The sequence below is a fragment of the Enterobacter quasihormaechei genome (genome assembly GCF_004331385.1).
GTDB classification, from domain to species: Bacteria; Pseudomonadota; Gammaproteobacteria; order Enterobacterales; family Enterobacteriaceae; genus Enterobacter; species Enterobacter quasihormaechei.
In genome coordinates this window covers 203,944-226,290 of the sequence record NZ_SJON01000001.1, presented here as the reverse complement: position 1 = coordinate 226,290, position 22,347 = coordinate 203,944, and the positions used below count along the sequence as shown (strand labels likewise).

Genomic DNA, 22,347 nt, shown 5'->3' with positions numbered 1-22,347 from the left:
CACGTTTTAACACTTCATGCTGGTGGTAGCAAGCTTAACGCCGGGCCAGCGCATGCGCCCGGCGCGTAAACGTCACGAACCGATGATCCCGCCGTCCGCTTTCACGATCACCACCGTGGACGATCGCGGGCGTCCGTTCGGGCTGGCGTCCGGCCAGTTTGAGATAGCGCGAGGATTGGCCGGGTCGGTAATATCATCCCCGCCCTCCCCCGGATGCTGAATGTTGATAAACAGCGTGCGGTTGTCCGGCGTAAACGCAATGCCGGTGATCTCACACCCGCGCGGTCCGGTCAGGAAACGGCGATACTCGTTGGTGCCCGGAATGGTCGCCACCATCTGGTTATTGCCCATCCCCTCGTACGCTTTCTTATTAATGGTGCTGGAGGAGACATCGGTCTGGATCCACAGCACGCCCTGGTGATCGAACGACAGGCCGTCGGGGCTGCCGAATTCCGCGCCCTGCATGGAGCCTTTGGCCTTCGGATCGTCGCCGTCGGTACGCCCGGCCATGACCAGAATATCCCACTTAAAGCGCGCGGCAGCAGGATCGGCCCCGTCTTCGTGCCAGTGCATGATATGCCCAAACACGTTGTTGGCGCGCGGGTTGGCGGCATCCACCGGCGCTTTCCCCTCTTTCCCGCGATCGCTGTTGTTGGTGAGCGTACAGTAGACGCTGCCGCTGGCGTGTGGATCGACGGCGATCCACTCGGGGCGATCCATTTTGGTCGCGCCCACCGCGTCGGCCGCCAGGCGGGTTTTAATCAGCAGATCGCCCTGGCTTTCAAACCCGTTGCGCTTATCCAGGCCGTTTTGCCCGAAGATCAGCGGCAGCCAGTCGCCGCTACCGTCCTCGTTGAACCTCGCGACGTACAGCGTGCCGGAGGTCAGCAGCTGCATACTGGCTTCCCGGTTCGCCGGATCGTATTTTTTGTCCGAGACAAACTTATAGATGTACTCGAACTTCTGATCGTCCCCCATATAGACCACCACGCGATTATCGGCGGCGAGCGTAACGGCAGCCCCCTCATGCTTGAAGCGACCGAGCGCGGTGTGCTTGCGTGGCGTGGAGGATGGGTCGTAAGGATCGATCTCCACGACCCAGCCGAAACGGTTAGGTTCGTTAGGGGTTTTATCGACGCTGAACCGCTCATCCACTTCGTTCCAGCGGTAGGATTCATCGCTGTCGCTGATGCCGTAGCGTTTTTCCAGCGGATTGAGATCGGCTTTTTTCACGAAAATATCCGACCAGTTCTCCTCGCAGGTGAGATAGGTACCCCACGGCGTGTGGCCGTTAGCGCAGTTTTGCATGGTGCCCAGCACGCGCTCCCCCTGCGGGTCGGCGGCGGTTTTCATTAGATCCTGATGCCGCGCCGGACCGGTAAGCTGCATCGGCGTATTGACGGTAATACGGCGCGCGAACGAAGACGGACGAACCACCTCCCAGCCGCTGCCCGCTTTTTTCACTTCCACCACCGACACGCCCATCGCGTTCTGCCCCTTGCGGGCTTTGTCGAGGCTCCAGTTCGCCGTACCGTCGGTAAACAGCATCCCGTTGTCGATGTATTCATGGTTCATCGCCAGCAGGCCATGCTCCGGGCTTTGCCCCCCCTGCGGCAGGCTAAACCACGCCATGCCGTCGTGATGCATGCCCGCCTGCGCGGCCTGTTCGTCCGTGGTGTTGCTGGCGTCCGGCTTAAAGGCCGGCATGTTGTCTTTGAGACCCGTCGGATCGCCCCAGCGATAGAACGGGCGGGCAATATAGCCTTCCGGCACCCTGACCGTATCTTCGGTGGAAACAGAGATGCTGGTAAACCCAAGCGACACCGCTTTTGCCAGCGCGGACGGTTTTGAGACCGCGGCAATGGCGTTCTCAGGTTTGATCAGAAACGGGAATGATACGGCGGCCCCCGCAACGGCCCCCATCTGGAGAAAACGGCGGCGGGAGAGGAACACCTCCGCAACCTCGGAAAATACCGGGTTAGCGCTGCGGTTACTGATATCGTCTTGATGTTCTTTTTTGAAAACGGATTTGAGGGGTCTGCCCATAGCGGCTTCCTGTCATTGGCCAAGAGGTAAAAGAGTTGGCGACCAGTGTAAGAAGCTTTTGTTACAATTTTATAACACGATAACGAGGGGATTGGGGCGTCCCTGCCCCGGATAACGAGGTGGAACGCTTAGAACTCGTAGCCCACCGAGACCTTAAAGGTTCGCGGCTCGCCCTGAGTGATGTAGGTACCGGAATCGTCCACGCTTGACCAGTAGTTTTCGTTGGTCACGTTGTCGATGCCTGCGCGCACCGTCATCTGGTTTTCATTGTGGTTTACCGCGAAGCGATAGCGCATGCCCAGATCCAGCGTGGTGTAGCTGTCCAGCTTTTTGCTGTTCGCGAGATCGGCATACTGCGTGCCGGAGTGGTTAACGCGCGCGGTGGCCGTCAGCCCCTCAATCGGCCTGATATCGTACTCCGCGCCCAGCACGGCGTAGAAGTTCGGAATACCGATCGCATCGTTCCCCTGATTCACGCCGTTTTTGGTTTTGGTCAGCTCGGCCTGAAGCCAGGTGGCGCTGGCATTCAGACGCATCCCCAGCATGGGCTCGCCGAAGACGTTCAGCTCCACGCCACGGTTGCGCTGTTCAGCGTCCAGGCCATAGTGTCCGCTGTCGTCGAGGATCGCCGACGGCATTTTGATTTCAAACAGCGCCAGTGAGCCGCCCACGCGGCCAAAGTCTGCCTTCACGCCCACTTCATTCTGCTTAGAGTGAACGATACCGGTGCTCTGGCCGTAGTTGGTGGCAGTGTTAGGCGCAGTTTCTCCGGGCTGTAACGCTTCGGTATGGTTGGCGTAAAGGGAGATTTCCTCCCACGGTTTGTAGACCACGCCGTAGGTTGGCATCCAGCGGCTGCCGTCGAAACCGTCCGCGTCGTTTTCCGCGCCGGTGATTTTGTTGTACCCGCGAATAACCACCTTCTGATGGCGCGCGCCGGCGGTGAACAGCAATTTATCATCCAGCACGCCCAGGGTATCGCTCAGCAGCCAGCCCTGGGTACGGGTGCGCCCGCTGGTCAGCGGATCGCTGTATTTGCCGCCCGAGCCGCTGAAGTTGGTGCTGTCCGGCATAGCCACGCCGGTGTTGTGATAGATGTTGGTGGTCGGATTATCCGCCGCTGCCGACATCTTCCACGCAATCTTTTCGTTTTTGGTCATCGCAGAATAGCCGACGTTCACCTTGTGCGAAACGAAGCCGGTAGTGAAGTTACCGCGAATGCCCGCCATCCCGCTGACGGAATCGCTGATGCGGTTGGTGTCGAGACGGCTGACCGTTGCGTTACCGCTCTTGTCCACCAGCTTCGGCGCACTGTAGATCCCTTCTTCGTGCGCGTGCTGCGCGCCGAGGCCGGTATAGGCGGTCCAGCTGTCGGTGATGTCATACTCGCTGCGCCACATCCCGAACTCGTTTTCGATATCGCTGTAGGCCCACTTCTGCGAGAAGTTGCGATCGTTTTTCGGCGGTTCAGGCACGAAATCCACCGCCGAGATGTTGACGCTGGTCGGGCTGCCGTGGAAGGTTTTCTTCTGATAGCCGAGGTCCAGCGAGGTGCGGAAACGGTCGCCTTTGTAGTCCAGACCGGTGGAGAGCAGCGTGGTGCGGCGGCGGTCGTTCGGTACGCCGGTTTCGCCTTCACGATGCACGAGGTTCACGCGCGCGCCGAACTGGTCGTTATCGCCAAAGCGACGCCCCGCATCCAGGGTGGTGCCAATCTGGGAATCCGAGGTGTAGTCCACGCCCACTTTCGCCTGCGGCGTTTCCCCGGCATGCTTTGGCTCAAGGTTAATCATCCCGCCTACGCCCGAGCTTGCCGCGCCGTTCATCAGGGCGTTTGCCCCTTTGAAGATCTCAATGCGGTCAACCATCTGGGCATCCACCACCTGACGCGGCAGCACACCGGAGAGGCCACCGAAGGTCATGTCGTCGCCGTCAAACTTCAGGCCGCGAATACGGAAGGTTTCCGCGCTGTTGCCGTAACCCTGCACAAACTGCACGCCCGCGTCGTTCGCGACCACGTCAGCAATGGTTTTTGCCTGCTGATCTTCCACCAGCTTCGAGGTGTAGCTGATGATGTTGAACGGCACGTCCATGGCGTTCTGCTGACCGAGCATCCCCATACGTCCACCGTTGGCCACCTGCCCGTCAAGGAAGGCGGGCACCAGCTGGTCACCGCCGGGTTTAAAATCACTCCCCGCTGTGGACTGGACAACGATGGTGTCTTCTTTTTTTTCATCCGCCGCAAAGGCGGAGTGGGTAACCGCGCCAATGGCAATCGCCAGCAGCGTTTTGTGCATTGTGGTGTTGTTCATAGTTAACTCGTTTAACGTGCGCGCAAAAATGACCCGTTGTCGGGCCTTAGAATTTATTGAGAGAAATGCAAATGAGAACTATACGTATTATCCATGCGTTATCAAGCGTAAACGCGCGTTTCTTTCTGTGTAAACGGTGAAAGTAAGACGGGAGGGTATGCAGGCGGGAGAAAGCGTGACGCACAGCCACCCCGCGTACGGGGGTGGCTGCTCAGGTATTATTTTTTCTTGTAGATATCGGCGGTGCCGTGAATTTTGTTGTTGGTGTTACCGGAGGTCAGCACCAGCACATCAGCGCCTTCTTTATCGGCTTTCTCGACCAGCTCTTTTTTCGCATCATCGACAGAGACTTCGTTAGCGGTGCTCACGGTACCGATTTTTTCGTACTGCGATTCAACTTTTTCGAATTCGTTTTTTGTCATCATTTCAGCCGCAAAGGCATTGGTGGTAAACAGAAACGCGGTGCCCAACAAAATAGCAGTCGTTTTTTTCATAACCTTTTTCCTTGAGATTAATGAGCAACTACGAAAAGGCCCCACGCGAAACGGTGAGGTGTTATGAGCATGGTAGAGGATTGGCGAAAATGCCATTTACCTCTGACAGTTTCTCTGGCTGATTTTGTGATGCCGCCTGATTTTTTTGCACTCAGGCGTTGTTCCCGTAGCAGGCAAGCTCCAACAGGAACACCGATGCGGACATCGGTATGCGAAAGACTTTTATAAACCCTCTGAGCGCGGGGTCGTTTAACGTTACGGGAAAAATATCGTCCTGAATATTCAGATATCGAGCATCACTATTTTTAGTGCAGACGTAAACACCACGACATTGCTGATAACGTCCTTAATAGAATTTATCAACGGTCGTAATCGATCCTGTTGTGAGAATGCGAACTTTATCGCCGGGGTTAAACGCCAAGCCATTATTAGGCTGAACAACCTGAATGGTTTGGCCGGTTTGGGTCTTGATGAGCAGCTTCACTTCCTGCACGGCCAGCTCGCTGGACTGCTGTTTATGTGACGCCACCGCCCCGGCCGTAGCGCCAGCCACCGTCATCGCGGTGTTCCCTTTGTCATTACCGAACTGGTGCCCGACGACGCCCCCAATCGTACCCGCGACCAGCGTACGCAGTGGATGATAGCCCTCACGCGTATGTGTAATGATTTGGCTCTGCTGAACGGTGCCATATTCCACCAGCGTTCGGGAACCGGCGTGGATCGCCGGGCTGGCGAAAGCCAGAAAGCTCAACGCGATGAGTAAGTGTTTTTTCATTTTTAACCCATTATTCTTCATTAAAGGTATCGCCATTCTGCCTGGCGCAAATGCATCCTCTTTAGCAAAATATGCTTATTCAAGGTCAAAATTTAATTTTAAATTAAAAACGAAAATTTAAAACCAAACAAAATAAACCCTGTAGACAGAGTCATTTCTATTATCAATAGCGACATATCCAGCTACGCTGTCCGTATTATTGCCTCAGGCGAAGCGATATCAGCTCACGATTCTTTATCAGCATTATTCAGATTAATGTCTCCCCTGGTCATTCAGGAAAAAACGACAGGAGTTACCTCATGAAAAAAAATCATTCTCGCGCTGGCTTTCACTACTGCATCGTTCTCTGCCTTTGCGAACCACCCGGTAGCACGCGCCACCGCCGTCGCCTCTGCCGATCACCCTGTTGCCGTCGCGGCAGCCACCGGTGAAGGCAGCCATCCCGTCGCCCGTACCACCGCGGTGGTTTCTGCCGACCATCCTGTCGCTGTCGCAGCCGCAACAGGTGGTGATTATCATCCCGTCGCCCGCGCAACCGTGGTGGCCAACGCTGACCATCCGGTCGCCGCGGCTGCCGTTACCGGGCAATAATGGCGCACTCTCCTACAGGGACGTCGGGGAAGAGTCGATGCGTCGCATACGATATGCCATCATCTATAATATGTACCCTTACAGTTATATGGCAGTCGCACAAGAAGATCATCAAAACGTCTCGTCTTTGTCGTAAAAGACTCAATCGCTGCTTACCCAACATCAGTTTCACGCACCCTACTGACAACACTTGAGTTGCAATAAACCTCTGCTGATATCTAACACTCAACGAAGACCATCGACAACAGAGGAAATCCTATCATTGCAACCCTCCCAATGTTGGTAGAATCCATTAACGTTTGTCGCTACCTTCGGTCACTTTGTCAGCGAAGCAAAGCTAGCCTCGCTAAATACATGAATTCGCCTCTTCCCGAGTGAAATACCAATCAAAAGTTTGAAGCTTTGATATGAAGCTGTTCGTACTTAGATAGCGATAACTTATAGATTCGACTGAATTGATTCTAAAGACGTTAGGAATGTTTACAATGCATTGCGTAACCCCTCTCAAACACACTGTATGCACGCACAGTGCTTTTATAAACTACAATAATCAATAGAAGGATTTCCAGACTAAAAGAAGTTAGGATCGATACCGCTACGTGCCTGTATTACTTACATTTTACATGTATTAAATAATAATTGTTTTTCTTTGATTAACTTAAACTCAGCTGCTAAATCCGCAGAGTGACGTACAAACTTTGCACAGTAAATTACGCGTTTCCCGGGGATAAGAGTGATTCCCATTCTGTTTAGGTTGGCCATGTCAAACGTTTTAGTTGTATAAATCTTCGTCACAATAACCTATACAAGGCGCTGACTTAATGTGTTTTATGTGCCATTATACGCACAAAATCAATAAGATTATGCTTAATCACAGGTTTAGCGAAAATGAAAGAAAAAATTGACTCTGTTGATGGAGTTAGAGGTGTAGCATGCTTGATGGTTCTACTTTCACATCTGTCACTGATTTTTTTTCCATATGTCTATACTGGAAGAATTTCTGAGCAGCACTCGCAGGTTGAGTATTATATATACCACTCCCCTTTTGCATTCTTCTACTCCGGAACGGCTGCTGTCTTCATCTTTTTTGTGCTTAGCGGATATATTCTCAGTTTTGCATGTTGCAGAAATGGCGATATCTTAAATAACTGCCTAAAGATGACGATGTCAAGATACCCAAGATTAATGCTTCCAACTCTTGGTTCTGTATTGCTGTGCTATTTCGTAATGATTGCCACCCCAGACGGATTTAATACTCTCTCATGGATTGGTGGAGTATTGGACGTAAAAGGCCATGATTTACCAGGCGCGATTTATAATGGATTGGTATCAGCCGTGTTATTCTGCGACAGGTCATATAATATTATTATATGGACAATGCAAGTTGAGTTTTTTGGTTCATTAATAGTATTCTGCATGACACCTTTGATAGTTAAAGTTAAATACAAAGAAGTGGTTCTTTTTACCGGTGCATTATTAATGTTTTGTATTTCGCCAGATAAGATTGGTGCCAGCTATGCATGTTTTTTGATTGGCTCGGCCATATATCATGCCGAAATTAAGCCTTCAAAGTTAACAGGCTATCTTGCATTAATAGCGGGCCTATATTTTGCAGGTTTCCATAACAAAAGTAACTCCTATAGCATAATATATGAACTTATGTCATTCAAAGCTCCAGGAGGAAAATCCAATCCATATTACTTATCGAATATGATTTCAGGCGTTTTGATTGTTTTTGCTGTCGTGAAATCAGGTGTTGCTCAATGTACAGTTACGAATAGAGTATCATTATATCTTGGTAAGGTATCGTATTCTGCGTATCTGATACAAATTCCAGTATTCTACGTGATGACACAAGTTGGTTTTGATCTATTTAAGAGCCTGGGACTCAGTTATGAATACTCAGCAATATTCACATCCTTGGTCACAATATCATCTGTTTATATGATTTCAACATTATTCTACATATACGTAGACAAGAAAAGTATAAAGATCTCTAAGCTTTCTCATAAGTTAATAGCTGCATAGCCTATGAATAAAATGCGCACCATCAGGTGCGCATTGTAATAGCACATCTTATAGAACTACTGGTGCAGCACTGAATGACAATGCATATTTAACTCTGCATACTCAAAATAATAAGCATTATAAACAGATATACGTCAACACTAAGTCAAAGCATTTTCCATATGTACACTATACACCCACCGCCAGGAAGACGCGCAATGTTGATTTAGTACATAAAATACAGTGTACCATCATGTAGATATTGATAATTTTACTATTTTAAGACACGCAACATCCCGTGCAAGTTGGTTAATTCAGTTAGGGGTTCCGTTCTTCAGGAGAGGGTGGATGAAAAGCATCGAAATGGTCCGTCGATACGCTCACATGGCACCGAACCATTTAAGCGAACACGCACGGAAAATAGATGCCATTTTTGCCAACCATGACACAAATACGACACAAGGAGAAAATCAGGCTGGCTTGAAACTGGCGTAAGTGACTGTTTTTAAATGGCACGCCCTGTAGGATTCGAACCTACGACCTACGGCTTAGAAGGCCGTTGCTCTATCCAACTGAGCTAAGGGCGCACGGAGAAGAGTATACTTCGCGGTGGTGAAACGCCTGGAATTATACGGTCAATGCGTAGTGAGTCAATGCCTTTTCCGCCTTCTCTGCCGATAATGACTAGCTGATTGTAAATACGGCTGTTTTTTCAACATTTATGCTCCTTTTACGGGCTGCGAAAAGGCTTAGCCGCTTTTAAGTAACGCCTGCTGTTTTCCTGTTTACTTCGCCGTCACACTGTCCTGCGGTATCCCGGCCACCTGGAGGCTGGAAGTGAACAGGACGACGGAGTGACAGCGCCAGACCAGACAGGTTTCCCCTCGTGCGTGCAGCACATCTCACGCGACATTACAGGCATCAAGCTTGAACCCATTGTCGCCCTCTCCTCTTCCCGCACAATTGGGGCCGAAGTGCTCAGCGTGCTGTCACCGCATCAGCAAAGTGAAGACTTTTTCCGCGACTGGTCCGCCGCCCGGGCGCTTATGCTGCTGGAAGCCCAGATCGCTGCGTTAAAAAACCCCTCTCCCTGTGACAACCTTTTCATAAATGTGCCGATAACCGTTCTGACCATCCCGGATATGTTCCAGCGCTTACTGCAACTTAACAGCCCACCGCTGAACATTGAACTCGTGGAGCCCGCCTCGTTCTTTTCCCTCTCAGACCCAACACGTCTGAGGGTAAGTTGTGCGCTTCAGCAGTTGACGGCGCAGGGGCATCGGATCTGGCTGGATGATATTGATGAAGCGTCAGGGCCCGCATTTTTATCCTGCCGTCTGCCGTTAAGCGGAATCAAAATCGATAAGATGGCTTTCTGGCGACTACGTGCAACGCCAGCGCTGACGCAGCTGGTCGGTCTTTGTTCAAGAATTGCTGCCAATGTGCTTATAGAAGGCATTGAAACAGAAAAGGATCGTGAGTGTGCGCTTCAGGCTGGCGCGCGCTTCGGTCAGGGATATTATTGGCCATCCTGGAGATGGCAGGAGGACTGAACGGTCATCGCCAAGAGGGAAGCTATGCGAATGACAGTACGCCGTTACCGGCGTCGTCGGACAGGAAGTGATTCACTGGGTTCAACGCACTCGCCTTTTGCTCTCCCATTTTTTGATCGTCTCGAATATTTGAGCCAGTCAATCAACCAGACCCGCAAAACCGATGCTCCCTTTATCGTTCTGGTCACACAGGATAACTTTTTCCGTTCCGGTTTTCTGAGCGGGCATTCGCCCCTGAGCAATTGCTGCGACTACTCCACGCTGGAAGCAGCCCTCAGCGATTTGAATCAATGGCCTTCATCACGTCTGGTGGTAGACGTAGAGAGCCGCGCCTCGCCGCTGATTGAACTGCTGGACCGATTACGACGCCACAGCCTGTACCCTCCCTTCCTGACCCCCTACCTGCTCATCCGCGCCGATGATTACGATACACGCCTGTTTTGCAAAGCGGCTGGCCCTTTTCACGTGCTTGAACGGCAGCTTTCGGCGCTGGCTATGCAACAAACGTTGCTGGAGCCGCCGTCTCCCGTCGGCCACCGGAAAGAGTGGTTTTCCAGGGAAGAATGGCCAATCTTACAGGCGCTGTCGCAGGGTAGCTCCCTGCGTCAGATCGCGCAGATACAGAACCGCCCCTATAGCCGCATTATTTACCGTCTCAGCTGCATCCTGGCGAAACTTGGGCTGAACCATCGACACGAGTTGCTACATCTTCTCAACAACCTCTCAGATTTCACGTATTAACGTATTCAATAACCCCTTAATTCCTAAAGACCTTTAGGAAAATACTTAGGATATATGTTAAATTTTTGTATTTTTTAACAAAACTTTCGATTTTATAACTATTCCTAATTCTTAGCCCTCAACCGCGCGAAATGCTGTTTATATGCTCAATCAGAGTACTTTTATCCAGGCGTTAAGGACCTGACGTTTTCGTTAACAGAGTGATAATGGTGTAAAAACAAGCGATTTACGTGTAAATAAACGCGATGAGAGGTGAAGAAAACAGCAGATAGTGCTGTTCATACGCCGGGATCTTAAGCCTGGCCTGAGACGTTTATAAAGGGGCGATGACGTGCGAAAGCGCGGATATCAGGGGTGGCGAGCGGGCAGGATGACCTCCGTCACAGACTGCGTATTGTTAACATTTTAGCAACATACAGTAATATCGTTTATTTTTTGTTATTACATAAAGATGAAAGTGTGTGGTAAATGCAATATCAGGACATTTTTGCTAAATTTAAAAAGGTAGCGATTCAGATCCAGAAGATAATAATCAGCAATATATGGATATTAATTTACAGGCTTTTCGGACATTACTTAAACGGTATAATAAGACGTGTTTGACACACTAATAAGAAAAATCATTTTGCCATAACCAGCCTTATGAGATAACTGCGCTGAGGCATCGATATCACACTACGTAAACAAGGATGCTTTCGCTCTTCCCCGGGACATTTACCGTAGAAGGATCTGCGCAATTATCCTTCCGGCTTTTCGAGAGTTTTTACAAAACTCAGCATAACGCTTTTAACAATCTGAGGCATAAAAAATGAAACCGGCATCCGTTATCATTATGGACGAACACCCTATCGTCAGAATGTCGATAGAAGTCCTGCTACAGAAAAATAAAAACATCCAGGTAAAACTGAAGTCAGGCGACAGCCACGAAGTGCTTGACTGTATACGCAACCACCCTATCGACCTGGTCATTCTGGATATTGAAATGACGGGCACGGATGGGTTCGTATTACTGAAAAGAATCAGGAACTTAAACAAAGACATTAAGGTGCTTTTCCTCTCTTCAAAATCAGAAGCCTTCTATGCCGGCCGCGCCATTCGCGCCGGGGCCAATGGTTTTGTCAGCAAGCGAAAAGATTTGGGAGAAATTTATAACGCAGTGGAAATGATACTGATGGGCTATTCTTTTTTCCCGTCAGAAACGTTGAGTTTTATAAATCACCTGGGCTCCCGGACAGGCGCCGCTGTGGATATGCCTTTATCGAATCGTGAGGTGACGGTTTTGCGGTATCTGGCGAACGGATTATCTAATAAGGAGATTGCCGATCAATTATTACTTAGCAACAAAACAATTAGCGCCCATAAGTCTAATATCTTTTCGAAGCTGGGCGTGCAGAGTATCGTTGAATTAATTGATTACGCGAAAGCGCACGAATTATTGTAACCTGACACTCTCCCTGCAACGGATAACCGTTACAGGGAGAGTGGATATAATTAATTATAATTAATCATGAACGTTGCATCGGCGTCAGCCCGACCCGGCTGCGGATTATCCGCCGTGGCGATATAATTGGCATAAAATGACAGCTCTGCATTTCCCTGCGCATCCACCGATACCGTCTTGCTGGCCTGCTGCAAGGCGAGGCGCGTTTTATCCCGGTCGAGGATCTCCACGGCCACGTTGCTGGCCGCGCTGGCATCATTCAGCGCCAGCAGGCTGTTATCATGCCCGTCAACCTTCCCCGTAAACGTGACCGAAGCCGCCCCGGGAGGGCATCCGGTCAGCTTGAGGGTGAACGGCACGGGCTGCGTGCGGCTTCCCGTAGTGCGAAGCTGTTTCGTTGGCCAGGTGCCGAGCGTGACGGTCTTATTGCTGTCGTCCCCCTCCGCCACGCAGGTAAAATCCACGATATTGCCGTAAAGCTGAATGTTAATTTCCCCAAGCGCCGTCTCTGCATGCGCATGCGCGCAAAGCGTCAGGAGCGCCAGAGAGAGATACCGCATCCCGTTTCGCATTCCCGCTCCTTAGTCGTAGTCGACGCGTAGATAGCCGCGAGAGGTAAAACGCCCCTCGGCAGGTTTTTTACCGGTCACGCTGACGGGCCATGCACGGATCCCAACCTGCGCCTGCGCGCTGTCGTCCAGGCGGAACGGAATTTTGCTGGTCAGGTTGTTCGGCGTCAGCGGCACGCCATTGCTGTTGGCAATCACAAAGCCCACATCCGCGTTATCGGAGACCAGCGTACTGCCTGAAACCTTCTCCGCTTCGACGCGCATCGTGAGCATGGCGTTCGCCTCCACGTTGGTGCATTTTATGCCGATGGTTTTGCTTTGCGCTGAGACTCCCTCCGGCTTATTCCCGATGCCCGCTTTACTGAACAAGGAGGCGCCGATGTCCCCGAAATCGAACTCCACCACATTCCCGGCATTAATCTCACAGCTCTGAGGCACCTGAATGGTTCCGCTGTAGCTGATGGTATAGACCGGCGTGGTGAGCGGATCCGAAGAGGTGGTGGTAACGTAAACCCGGAACATGGTCGCCCGCGGGATCACCACCATATTGATAAAGCGCCGGGTCACCTTAAGCCGAAAGACGAGGCTGGAATCCTGAACGCCAAACGGTTTGTTTTTAGACACGTTCGGGTGGCTCCCCATCTGGATGTAGTTTTTGGGGGGATAAAACGTGCCCGCGTAGCTGTCGGTGATTTTCATCGCCCCGTCCAGATAGTCGTTAAGCTTCAGATACTGATAGCCATCGCTGGTGCCCGTGACCGGGAAATCGGTCACATAGCTGCGCTTGGTGGTGTTCCCGGACGTTCCCTTAGGGCAGACGGCGTTCACGCCCACCCACTGGGATTTCTCGCTGAGCGTAACCACCTGCCCCACCTGGTTATTGGAACTGTTGAATTTATCCGTCAGGTCGTAATAGACCTCCGTCGGCACGCCATTTTCATTGACGCAGACGGTGGCGAGCGCGTCAGTTACCGGCAAAAACGCCAGAAGGGATAACCCCAGATAATGGATTTTATTCACAGCGGATCCCCTTAAGTGTGATCGCCTGTTGCAGGCTCTGTTCTGGCAAGCTGTAGGGCGCACGACACTGGGACTGCTTTCCGTCTCCCCACTGAATCAGCAGCTCCCCTTCCAGCGGCAGCCCGCTCAGGTAAATCTGCCCGTCATCGCCCACCATGCTGGTTACGCCGCTCTGCGTCTCACGCACCACCGCACCAAACGGTACGGGCTGGTTATCGCGCTTCACGGTCAGCAGCGCGCGCACGCCGATGCGGGTATCGAAGCTAGCGCGCACCAGCGCGCCGTTCGTCGGCACGACGCTGGACACGTTATTTTCAATGTCGGTGTTGTTGCTCATGGTGTTGGTATCAAGCGCCACGCGGTTGTAACGGTACACCGTGGCGTACGGCATCACCGCATAGCCACGCCAGTCGGTTTTCACCCCGGTCTGGTTTTCGATGCTCACGCCCGACGCGCCCGGCGCTTTGATCAGCACGTTGGTATCGCCCAGCGGCTGGCTGAACGTTACGCCGTCGGAATGCCCTACCACGCCGCCGGAAAGCTGCCAGTTGAAATCGTGTTGATCCCGGGTGTAGTTGTAGCCCACGCCCAGCGTGCCGTAGGTGGCCTGCCAGTTGGCGCTGGCGCTGCCGCTTGCGCCGTTATTGCTGGCGTGGCCCTGGGTGACGCTATAGTTCAGGTTGCGATCTTTCAGCAGCGTTCCGCTTATCCCGGTCTGCCAGCTGGTATCACCGTTGCTGTTTCGGCTGGAAGAGGCCGTGGCATAGGCTCTGTCGATCGCGCTATCGCGACGGAAGCCGTGACGGGTGAACAGGCTGAACGGTACGGAGACGTTGAACGAGGCGATGCGGTCGGTTCCGTCAATGCCGACGGCCTTGTTCCACGACCAGGATAAGGCATAGCTGACCCCTTTCACCCCGCCCGCATAGCCGAGCTGGTACCAGACGTTGGACTCGCTGGTGCCCCAGTAACTCTGCTGGCTGCCTGAAACGTACACCGAGCCGTAATCGCCGAGAGACTGGGAGATATTGAGCTGGAAACGCCCTTTTTTATTCAGCGTCAGGTTGTGATAGCTCTGCACGTCCGGCACGCCGTCATCATCCTTATCGTCGCCATACTGATAGCCTTCCATTGTGCGCCAGGCCACATCGTCGAGGGTGTAGAAGCCTTTGGTCGAGTAGCGATAGCCCAGCAGCTGGAAGTTGGTGCCGAATCCGTTAAGGGATTTTGCGTACAGGAAACGCAGGGACTGGCCTTCATGGCGGCTGTCATCCGCCAGCTGGCTGCGGGCGTGCGTGAGGTCAAGTGAGACCGCGCCCCAGTCACCGAGGTTTTTCCCCGCGCCAATGGCGATTGCGGTATACCGCGAGGCCAGCTGCGTACCGCCGTACAGCGTGTAGCCGTCGGCAAGGCCGGCAATCATCGTTCCCTGCGTAAAGAACGGCGTGTCCTGCTCGCTGTTGCCGCTGCGATAATCCCCCGCCACCAGATCGTATTTCCAGCGTCCTTCACGCTGGAGCAGCGGTACGGTGGAATACGGTACGGTGTAGCGCTGCTGGCTGCCGTCCTTCTCTTCCACCGTCACCTCAAGGTCACCGCTGGAGGAGGTGGGGTTAAGGTCGGTAATGGCGAAAGCACCCGGCTGAACATAGCTCTGGTAAATCACGTAGCCGTTCTGGCGGATCACCACTTTGGCAGGGGTGCGGGCGATTCCGCGCACGGTAGGCGCGTAGCCTTGCAGGCTGTCCGGGTACATGCTGTCGGAAGAATAGAGCCGACCGCCGCGAAAACCGACGCTGTCGAAGACATCGTTGCCGGTATTGCTGTCGCCGAGCACCAGCTCGCTTTTCAGCGGAATGACCGTACGCTGCGCCCAGGTGCCGATATTTTGCCAGCTGCTGTGCCGCTGGCCGTTGCTTTCGGTATAGCGCCACGCGCCGTTATTGCGTAATCGCCACGCGCCATAGTTCAGCCCACTTTGCAGGTTCAGATAATAGCTGTCGTCTTCGCTGCCCCGGTTGCCGGTAAAGCTGTAGTTCACCAGCGCGGCGGGGATGCCCTCATCCCACTGTTCAGGCGGAATATACCCCCGGGCGCTGTTTTGCATCGCCACCTGAGGCAGGCTGACGTTAAGGCGCAACGAGGCGAAGTTGAACGCCGTTTCGCTGCCGGGAATAGCCGTGGTAAGCGGAACGCAGGTGTCGCCCTGCACGTTGCTGAGCTCCGGGAAGGCGGCGATATTCACGCCAAAGCGATCGAGCATCGCGCGCGTAATACACGGCGACAACCCGCCCGCGACCGGCGGCGTGTTGTCGGCTTGCTCAAACCGCACGTCCTGGGTGCCGATAAATTCATCGTTACGCCAGATATCGACGCGATAGACGCCCGGTGCCTGCTGGTGGCCCTTTTCAAAACGCGACAAATCCGCCACGTTCGCCGCGTCATCGGAGAGAAACGCCGGGTTAAAATAGCTGTCGCCCCAGCCAGCGTGTGGCCAGAGCGTTGCCATCAGCGCCAGCGCAACCGGGCAGTAACGCCATTGAGTGTTCATCGCCCTGTCTCTGCTCACAGGCTGACGCTACGCGCCGGCGTAATGGCACCGTAGTCGTTCACGCTCTGCCAGGAGAGCGTGCCGCTCGCGGCGGCGGGCAGTACCTGCTGTGCCGAGCTTTTAGGCGCAACCATCAGGTTATCGAGCGTCTTGCCGCCGAGCTTCAGGTTGACCAGCGTTACGTAATACGGCGAGGCATTGCTCACCTTAAGGTGGTTGCCGACGCGCTCAAAGCGCAGCTGCGAGAGCGCCTCTTCCGGCGGCATCGCCAGGTTAGCCGGGCGTACAAACAGTTTGATGCGTGACAAAATGGCCAGTTGCAGGACGTTGTTGCCGTCCTGGTGCGTTTTGCTGACCGATGGAATCGCTTTGACGTTCATGTAAAAGAGGGATTCGCGATCGGCGGGCAGCGCCGGGCCTGCGTAAATAATGCGCAGCGTATTTTCACTGGCCGGCTCGCTGACAAACAGCGGCGGCGTGACGACAAAGGATTTTTCCTTTTGCCCGCTGGCGTTTTCTATCCACGCGTTAATTAAATAGCGCTCTTGTTTATTGCTGTTGGTGATCGCCAGCGACGTTTGTTTTGCATCGGCCGGATAAATAACGCGCGTCGCGCCCAGCGCAATTCCGCCGGACGCATTTGCGCAGGCAGACATCATCATCAAAATAAAAGATAAAAACAGTCCAGGTTTAATCAGGGTGTTCATCACAACCGTACCTTTAATAATTAGTTCGCAGGCGTCAGGGATAAATCAACGTAAACCAGACATTCGACTGAATAGTGCCTGGTACCAGGTGTTCGGAAATAGCCCGATAGCGGGCGCTAAAATGAAATGCCAGTTCGCGGGTATCAATGGGTAACCAGCTCACCGCCGTCGCGTTCGGGATGATTTGCCGTTGCTGTTCGTCAAAAAGCGCCAGCCCGACACCGCTGCTGACCGCGTTTTCCCCTGGCCGCGATGTCGCCAGGAAAACCTGCGGATCTTCTGCCGGTGTGACGCCCTGGAACTGGATCCCGACGGTGCGGGAGACGTCCACGCTACAATCCAGCAGACGTACGGTGAAAGGCACGTTAACCGTGGAAAAGCTGCCGACGCCGGAAAAGGCGTTTGTGCGGTATTGCCCCATATCCACGCGCATATTCTGGCTGTCCGGGGCCACCGCGCAGCCGCCGTTGACCAGCTCTCCTCTGAGGTGAACTTTGCCGCCGTCGATCACCACGGTATGTGCGTTTACCGCTGAGGCAACGGCAAGGGCGCACAGCAATATCCCAGTCCTTGTCATCCTTCGCTCCCGGTATAAGCGATTAAAAGACCTCTTCCCTGAGGCCAACCACATCCCTGTACAAAGGCATTACTCGTATTTCATTACGAAAGTTGCGTCCGCGTTTGCCTGGCCTGGCTGGGTGGTCGCAGCCGTAGCTTTATAGCGCGCGGTGAAGTTCAGGGTGTTAGTCCCTTCAATCAGGCTCTGTGCCGCAGAGAAGGTGGCACCGTCCGGGGTCAGCGTGGTGGATTTGCTGTCGAGGATCTCAATGCCCACGCCCTTCGCGGAGTTGTCGTTGTTACCGGAGGTTACCGCCAGCAGGGTTTTGTCGGTGGCGTCGATCTGGCCGGTGAACGCAACAGCTGCGGTTTTCGCTACCGCAGGATCGCAGTCGTTCAGTTCGATGGTGAACGGAATATTGGAGGTGGTGTCACCCACTTTAGTGAATTTCGCGGTACGGTACTGGCCGAGATTAACGGTCTGCTCAGAAGAGTCCGTATTTACTGAACACGCGGCATTGACTAATTCACCTTTAAAATGCACCGTACCACCGTTAACAGATACAGGCGTTACAGGATCTTCTGCGTGAGCGGCACCCGCGACCAGGGCCAGAGTTGCAATAACAGTAGAAGCAATGTTGCTGAGTTTCATGTCTATTCCTTTAAAATGTAAATAACCCTTCCCGCACATATTCGGGAATAAGAAATACGTTCAATTAAAAAATTGAAGGCTTATTTCGGAGAAGACAAAGTAGCTCAGTAATCTATTTTGTAATATGTCAAAACGCTGCCATTTTGCCAGGTCACATCCTAATCCCCCCTAAGAAATTGGCCATGCCCTGAGAAGGGGTTTTGCAGGCTATCGGTGAAATCTCGTAAAGGGTGACTGACAGCGGCGCTCGCTTCTGACAAAATACAGGCAATCCCCCCTTCTAACGTTACAGACGGAATCTTCTCTCTGATGGCAGCAAAGATTATTGACGGTAAAACGATTGCGCAGCAGGTGCGCTCTGAGGTTGCGGAAAAAGTGAAGGCGCGTACAGCCGCTGGATTTCGCGCGCCAGGGCTGGCCGTTGTGCTGGTTGGCAGCAACCCGGCTTCGCAAATTTATGTCGGCAGCAAGCGCAAAGCGTGTGAAGAGGTAGGCTTCGTCTCCCGCTCCTACGATCTGCCGGAAACCACCAGCGAAGCGGAGCTGCTGGAACTGATTGACACCCTGAATGCCGATAAAGCAATCGACGGCATCCTGGTTCAACTGCCGCTGCCTGCGGGCATTGACAACGTAAAGGTGCTGGAGCGCATCGCACCGGACAAAGACGTTGACGGTTTCCACCCGTATAACGTGGGCCGCCTGTGCCAGCGCGCGCCGCGCCTGCGTCCGTGCACTCCGCGCGGCATCGTGACGCTGCTGGAGCGTTATAACATCGACACCTACGGCCTGAACGCCGTGGTGATTGGCGCCTCCAACATCGTGGGCCGCCCGATGAGCATGGAGCTGCTGCTGGCGGGCTGCACCACCACCGTGACCCACCGCTTCACCAAAAACCTGCGTCACCACGTTGAAAACGCCGATCTGCTGATCGTCGCGGTCGGCAAGCCGGGCTTTATTCCGGGCGAGTGGATCAAAGAGGGCGCCATCGTCGTGGACGTGGGTATTAACCGTCTGGAAAACGGCAAAGTGGTCGGCGACGTGGTGTATGAAGATGCCGCAGCGCGCGCGTCTTACATTACCCCGGTCCCGGGCGGCGTAGGCCCGATGACGGTAGCAACACTGATTCAAAATACCTTGCAGGCGTGCGAGGAGTATCACGACGTAGAGGACGCGTAACATGGCAACTTTTTCTTTAGGTAAACACCCGCACGTTGAGCTGTGCGATCTGCTGAAGCTGGAAGGCTGGAGCGAAAGCGGCGCGCAGGCGAAAATCGTGATCGCCGACGGGCAGGTGAAAGTGGACGGCGTGGTGGAAACCCGCAAGCGCTGCAAAATTGTCGCGGGTCAGACCGTAAGTTTTGCGGGACAAAGCGTGACCGTGACGGCGTAAGCCGTTTGATGCCCGGTGGCGCTGCGCTTACCGGGCCTACGTACTGTCTCCGGTTGTAGGCCGGGTAAGGCGAAGCCGCCAGCCGGCAATTTCTGTCTCTATCCCCTCACACCCATCGCGGTTATTTATCGATCAACTTCAAATAATCATTATTTCATCTGTTGAAAGGTGAGAATTCAGTTGCGCGCTTTTCAGACTTTCCCCACGATGAGTAGAACGTTCTACTAAAACGTTCTACTAACAATAACAGCGCGAAAAAAGCGCTATTCGGGGGAAATCAGCATGAGTCTGATATCAGGGTTTGTTAAATCGTTGTCTAAGCTGTCGATGATTGGCCGCGCCTTAATGCTGCCAATTTCACTGCTTCCCGCTGCGGGCCTGCTGCTGGCCTTCGGCGATAAGTTCCACCTGCCGCTGATGATGAACGCCGGCGGGGTTATCTTTGATAACCTGCCGATGCTGTTCGCCATCGGCTCTGCTGTCGGTCTGGCCTCGGAATCCGGTATTGCCGCACTCTCTGCGGCGGTCTCGGTGTTTGTCACCAATATCACCATCAGCACGGTGCTGAGCATTACGCCGGAAATGGCCTCTCAGGGCGGGAAATACGCCATGGTGGTCGGTATCCCGACGTTGCAGATGGGCGTCTTCGGCGGCCTTATTTGCGGCATACTCGCGGCCTGGTGCTATAACCGCTTCCACACCATGCAGCTGCCGGAGTTCCTTGGCTTCTTCTCCGGGAAGCGCTTTGTGGCGATCGCGACGGCGTTTCTGTCGTTCCTGCTCGGCCTGCTGCTGCCGTACGTCTGGCAGCATATTCAGTCCGGGATAGACGCCCTGTCCGTGGTGGTGAACGGCGATAACCAGGCGGCCTCGACCTTTATTTTCGGGCTGGTAGAGCGCGCGCTGATCCCGCTCGGCCTGCACCATATCTGGTATCCCTCCTTCTGGTATTCGTTTGGGGATTACACCACTCAGGCGGGTCAGGTGATCCACGGTGACCAGACCATCTGGTTCAAGATGCTCGAAGAGGGGGTAAAATCCTTCAGCAGCGACACCTACCAGAACGCCGGGAAATTCATGCAGGGCGAGTTCCCGCTGATGCTGTTCGCGCTGCCAGCGGCCTGCCTGGGGATGTACCACGAAGCGCACACGAAGAATAAGAAAATCGCGGCCGGTATTCTGTTCTCTGCGGCGCTGACCTGTTTCCTGACGGGGATCACCGAGCCGGTGGAGTTCACCTTTATCTTCGTGGCCCCCATCCTTTACGTTTTCAACGCCATTATGGCGGGGCTGGCGTATATGACCATGTACCTGATGCATGCGCATATTGCCAAATCGTTCTCCGCAGGCTTTATCGACTACCTGTCGTTCGGGATCCTGCCGTCGTTTAACGGCTATCAGACAAACTTCCTGAGCGCCATTATCATCGGCATTCCGATGGCGCTGATTTACTACTTCACCTTCCGCTTCGTGATCCGCCGTTTCGACGTAAAAACGCCGGGGCGCACCGAAGTCACCGCCAGCGCGAATGACAAGTCCGATTCCGAACTTGCCACCGAAATCATCGGCCTGCTGGGCGGCGCGCAGAACATTGACTCCGTCGGCTCCTGCATCACCCGCCTGCGTCTGGAAGTGGCGAAGAGCGATGCGGTGGACAGAGAGGGCCTGAACGGGCTTGGCGCGCGCGGCGTGGTGTTCGTGGGCGACAACGGTATACAGGTGATTTTCGGGGCCAGAGCACAGTTTATCGCCCAGACCATGTCCACCATGATTGGCAAATAATAAGATGCCTGAAGAAGGCGTCTCCTGTACGCTGGGGGACGCCTCTTATCTGGCTGATAATCGGTAAATTTCAGGGAGCGGTTTTGAAGAAAGTCAGCATTATTGATGTTGCAAAGCATGCGGGCGTGTCGGTTTCTACCGTTTCGCTGGTGCTGCGCCAGAAAGGGAAGATCTCAGAGGCGACGATCGGGAAGGTCAATGCCGCCATCACAACGCTGGGCTATGTTCATAACGTCGCCGCTGCCAACCTTCGCGCCAACACCTCCAACTTAATCGGCCTGATCCTGCGCGACTTCAGCGACAGCTTTTCCATCAAAGTGATGGCGAGCATCGTTCAGGAGCTGGAGAAACAGGGTTATATGGTTTTTCTCGGTCAGCCGCTGAACGACGGCGAACATCTGGAACGCACCCTGCTGTCGTTTAAGCAGCAGGGCGTCGCGGGCGTCATCTACCTGGCGTCGGATACCCGCGCCGCCGCTCTCCCGGAACACATTCGCCACTGCCCGCTGCCGCTTGTCGCGGTTTCGCAGTCGTTGCTGGAAGAGAAATGCAACCTGGTGATGCGCGATAACCGTCAGGCGGCGAACCTGGCCGCGCGGTATCTTATCGAGCGCGGGCACCGCAACATCGCCTACATCGGCGGGCGCGACGGATGTCGTATCCGCGAGCAGCGCCTGCTTGGTTTTCGCAGCGCGATGACGCAGAACGGGCTGGTCTGGCGTGAGGAATATTCTCCCGCCTGCACCGATGACACGCAGGCGGCGGCCATGGCGACCCGCCAGCTGCTGGAGAAGAACAATACGATTACCGCCCTGCTCTGCCACTCGCCGGATGCAATGCTCGGTTCAATCTCCGGCATTCACCAGGTGGGGCGCACGGTGGGTAAAGATGTTTTCCTGACTCAGCAGGTGGCGCTGATCGGCTTTGAAGATATGCTTCACGTTAACCTCACGTCGCCGTCACTGACTTACGTTTCGTCAGCCAGCGAAGAGACAGGCCGCCAGGCGGCGGGGCTGATGATCCGCAGGCTAAAAGAGCCGGATCTGCAAACCCAGCGCATTACCCTCTCCGGGCAGCTTATCGCGCGGGAATCGGCGTAAAATCAGAATTTGACACGGGTTTACTGCGGCGGATCCACTGCTATATTCCCATGATTTG

At 53.8% G+C, this 22,347-nt stretch carries 19 protein-coding genes and 1 tRNA gene; 9 read left to right on the top strand and 11 right to left on the bottom strand.

The genetic code is table 11. From position 1 onward, the window contains the following. Positions 1-72: 72 nt before the first annotated feature. From E0L16_RS01070 to E0L16_RS01055, 4 genes are all read right to left on the bottom strand, one after another. Positions 73-2,046, bottom strand: a complete 1,974-nt coding sequence (locus tag E0L16_RS01070; RefSeq protein ID WP_131636113.1) for a PhoX family protein — start codon at positions 2,044-2,046, stop codon at positions 73-75. A 128-nt stretch (positions 2,047-2,174) separates the two neighbouring features. After that, on the bottom strand, positions 2,175-4,358 hold the full coding sequence (locus E0L16_RS01065) for a TonB-dependent receptor (RefSeq protein ID WP_131636112.1): 2,184 nt from the start codon (positions 4,356-4,358) through the stop codon (positions 2,175-2,177). Positions 4,359-4,576: 218 nt separating this feature from the next. Then, entirely contained in the window at positions 4,577-4,852 is a 276-nt protein-coding gene (gene yahO, locus E0L16_RS01060; RefSeq protein ID WP_022647318.1) for a DUF1471 family periplasmic protein YahO, read from the bottom strand. Between the two features lie 346 nt (positions 4,853-5,198). After that, positions 5,199-5,627: a glycine zipper 2TM domain-containing protein gene (locus E0L16_RS01055; protein WP_131636111.1), complete on the bottom strand. Its 429-nt coding sequence runs from the start codon at positions 5,625-5,627 to the stop codon at positions 5,199-5,201. Positions 5,628-7,106: 1,479 nt separating this feature from the next. Here E0L16_RS01055 and E0L16_RS01045 point away from each other — a divergent pair. Next, positions 7,107-8,246 carry an acyltransferase family protein gene (locus tag E0L16_RS01045; protein ID WP_131636110.1) on the top strand — a complete coding sequence of 380 codons (1,140 nt, stop codon included), beginning with the start codon at positions 7,107-7,109 and terminating at the stop codon, positions 8,244-8,246. A gap of 327 nt (positions 8,247-8,573) precedes the next feature. Further along, the gene (locus E0L16_RS21980; protein ID WP_165498391.1) at positions 8,574-8,720 is read left to right on the top strand and encodes a hypothetical protein; all 147 of its coding nucleotides are present in this window, start codon (positions 8,574-8,576) and stop codon (positions 8,718-8,720) included. A 15-nt stretch (positions 8,721-8,735) separates the two neighbouring features. Here E0L16_RS21980 and E0L16_RS01035 read toward each other — a convergent pair. Further along, positions 8,736-8,812 (bottom strand) — tRNA-Arg (locus E0L16_RS01035). 303 nt (positions 8,813-9,115) lie between these two features. Between E0L16_RS01035 and E0L16_RS01030 the strand changes: the two genes are divergently transcribed. The 3 genes from E0L16_RS01030 (at position 9,116) to fimZ (ending at position 11,960) form a co-directional block, all read left to right on the top strand. Continuing rightward, entirely contained in the window at positions 9,116-9,778 is a 663-nt protein-coding gene (locus E0L16_RS01030; protein ID WP_131636109.1) for an EAL domain-containing protein, read from the top strand. 24 nt (positions 9,779-9,802) lie between these two features. Continuing rightward, positions 9,803-10,519, top strand: coding sequence for a helix-turn-helix transcriptional regulator (locus tag E0L16_RS01025; protein WP_131636108.1), 717 nt, complete (start codon positions 9,803-9,805; stop codon positions 10,517-10,519). 808 nt (positions 10,520-11,327) lie between these two features. Further along, positions 11,328-11,960: a fimbria biosynthesis transcriptional regulator FimZ gene (gene fimZ, locus E0L16_RS01020; RefSeq protein ID WP_063451623.1), complete on the top strand. Its 633-nt coding sequence runs from the start codon at positions 11,328-11,330 to the stop codon at positions 11,958-11,960. 50 nt (positions 11,961-12,010) lie between these two features. Here fimZ and sfmF read toward each other — a convergent pair whose 3' ends face one another. The 6 genes from sfmF to fimA all read right to left on the bottom strand — a co-directional run bounded on the left by sfmF (position 12,011) and on the right by fimA (position 18,017). Continuing rightward, positions 12,011-12,532 carry a fimbria assembly protein gene (gene sfmF, locus E0L16_RS01015; RefSeq protein WP_063868955.1) on the bottom strand — a complete coding sequence of 174 codons (522 nt, stop codon included), beginning with the start codon at positions 12,530-12,532 and terminating at the stop codon, positions 12,011-12,013. Positions 12,533-12,541: 9 nt separating this feature from the next. Continuing rightward, positions 12,542-13,549: a type 1 fimbria D-mannose specific adhesin FimH gene (gene fimH / locus E0L16_RS01010; protein ID WP_063868959.1), complete on the bottom strand. Its 1,008-nt coding sequence runs from the start codon at positions 13,547-13,549 to the stop codon at positions 12,542-12,544. Beyond that, positions 13,542-16,100 carry a fimbrial biogenesis usher protein gene (locus tag E0L16_RS01005; RefSeq protein WP_131636107.1) on the bottom strand — a complete coding sequence of 853 codons (2,559 nt, stop codon included), beginning with the start codon at positions 16,098-16,100 and terminating at the stop codon, positions 13,542-13,544. Before E0L16_RS01005 ends, fimH begins: the two co-directional genes overlap by 8 nt. A gap of 14 nt (positions 16,101-16,114) precedes the next feature. Continuing rightward, positions 16,115-16,807: a type 1 fimbria chaperone FimC gene (fimC, locus tag E0L16_RS01000; protein ID WP_112791925.1), complete on the bottom strand. Its 693-nt coding sequence runs from the start codon at positions 16,805-16,807 to the stop codon at positions 16,115-16,117. A gap of 34 nt (positions 16,808-16,841) precedes the next feature. After that, entirely contained in the window at positions 16,842-17,384 is a 543-nt protein-coding gene (fimI, locus tag E0L16_RS00995) for a type 1 fimbrial protein subunit FimI (RefSeq protein ID WP_063451628.1), read from the bottom strand. A 69-nt stretch (positions 17,385-17,453) separates the two neighbouring features. Further along, on the bottom strand, positions 17,454-18,017 hold the full coding sequence (gene fimA, locus E0L16_RS00990) for a type 1 fimbrial major subunit FimA (RefSeq protein WP_074161078.1): 564 nt from the start codon (positions 18,015-18,017) through the stop codon (positions 17,454-17,456). Positions 18,018-18,326: 309 nt separating this feature from the next. Here fimA and folD point away from each other — a divergent pair, with 309 nt between their 5' ends. From folD to malI, 4 genes are all read left to right on the top strand, one after another. Then, complete coding sequence (folD, locus tag E0L16_RS00985) at positions 18,327-19,193, top strand: bifunctional methylenetetrahydrofolate dehydrogenase/methenyltetrahydrofolate cyclohydrolase FolD (RefSeq protein WP_063451630.1); 867 nt, start codon at positions 18,327-18,329, stop codon at positions 19,191-19,193. 1 nt (position 19,194) lies between these two features. Next, positions 19,195-19,407 (top strand): ribosome-associated protein YbcJ, encoded by a 213-nt coding sequence (ybcJ, locus tag E0L16_RS00980; protein ID WP_063451631.1) that lies wholly within the window; start codon positions 19,195-19,197, stop codon positions 19,405-19,407. 282 nt (positions 19,408-19,689) lie between these two features. Next, entirely contained in the window at positions 19,690-21,189 is a 1,500-nt protein-coding gene (locus E0L16_RS00975; RefSeq protein ID WP_131636106.1) for a PTS transporter subunit EIIC, read from the top strand. Between the two features lie 83 nt (positions 21,190-21,272). Further along, positions 21,273-22,289: a Mal regulon transcriptional regulator MalI gene (malI, locus tag E0L16_RS00970; RefSeq protein WP_131636105.1), complete on the top strand. Its 1,017-nt coding sequence runs from the start codon at positions 21,273-21,275 to the stop codon at positions 22,287-22,289. Positions 22,290-22,347: the final 58 nt, after the last annotated feature.

Bases quoted from the DNA above. Each gene is read 5' to 3' on its own strand.
- fimZ (WP_063451623.1), top strand. From the start codon at position 11,328: ATGAAACCGGCATCCGTTATCATTATGGACGAACACCCTATCGTCAGA.
- E0L16_RS01065 (WP_131636112.1), bottom strand. From the start codon at position 4,358: ATGAACAACACCACAATGCACAAAACGCTGCTGGCGATTGCCATTGGC.
- E0L16_RS01045 (WP_131636110.1), top strand. From the start codon at position 7,107: ATGAAAGAAAAAATTGACTCTGTTGATGGAGTTAGAGGTGTAGCATGC.
- E0L16_RS01005 (WP_131636107.1), bottom strand. From the start codon at position 16,100: ATGAACACTCAATGGCGTTACTGCCCGGTTGCGCTGGCGCTGATGGCA.
- fimC (WP_112791925.1), bottom strand. From the start codon at position 16,807: ATGAACACCCTGATTAAACCTGGACTGTTTTTATCTTTTATTTTGATG.
- ybcJ (WP_063451631.1), top strand. From the start codon at position 19,195: ATGGCAACTTTTTCTTTAGGTAAACACCCGCACGTTGAGCTGTGCGAT.
- E0L16_RS21980 (WP_165498391.1), top strand. From the start codon at position 8,574: ATGAAAAGCATCGAAATGGTCCGTCGATACGCTCACATGGCACCGAAC.
- E0L16_RS00975 (WP_131636106.1), top strand. From the start codon at position 19,690: ATGAGTCTGATATCAGGGTTTGTTAAATCGTTGTCTAAGCTGTCGATG.
- folD (WP_063451630.1), top strand. From the start codon at position 18,327: ATGGCAGCAAAGATTATTGACGGTAAAACGATTGCGCAGCAGGTGCGC.
- E0L16_RS01025 (WP_131636108.1), top strand. From the start codon at position 9,803: ATGCGAATGACAGTACGCCGTTACCGGCGTCGTCGGACAGGAAGTGAT.
- yahO (WP_022647318.1), bottom strand. From the start codon at position 4,852: ATGAAAAAAACGACTGCTATTTTGTTGGGCACCGCGTTTCTGTTTACC.
- E0L16_RS01070 (WP_131636113.1), bottom strand. From the start codon at position 2,046: ATGGGCAGACCCCTCAAATCCGTTTTCAAAAAAGAACATCAAGACGAT.
- fimA (WP_074161078.1), bottom strand. From the start codon at position 18,017: ATGAAACTCAGCAACATTGCTTCTACTGTTATTGCAACTCTGGCCCTG.
- E0L16_RS01055 (WP_131636111.1), bottom strand. From the start codon at position 5,627: ATGAAAAAACACTTACTCATCGCGTTGAGCTTTCTGGCTTTCGCCAGC.
- sfmF (WP_063868955.1), bottom strand. From the start codon at position 12,532: ATGCGAAACGGGATGCGGTATCTCTCTCTGGCGCTCCTGACGCTTTGC.
- fimI (WP_063451628.1), bottom strand. From the start codon at position 17,384: ATGACAAGGACTGGGATATTGCTGTGCGCCCTTGCCGTTGCCTCAGCG.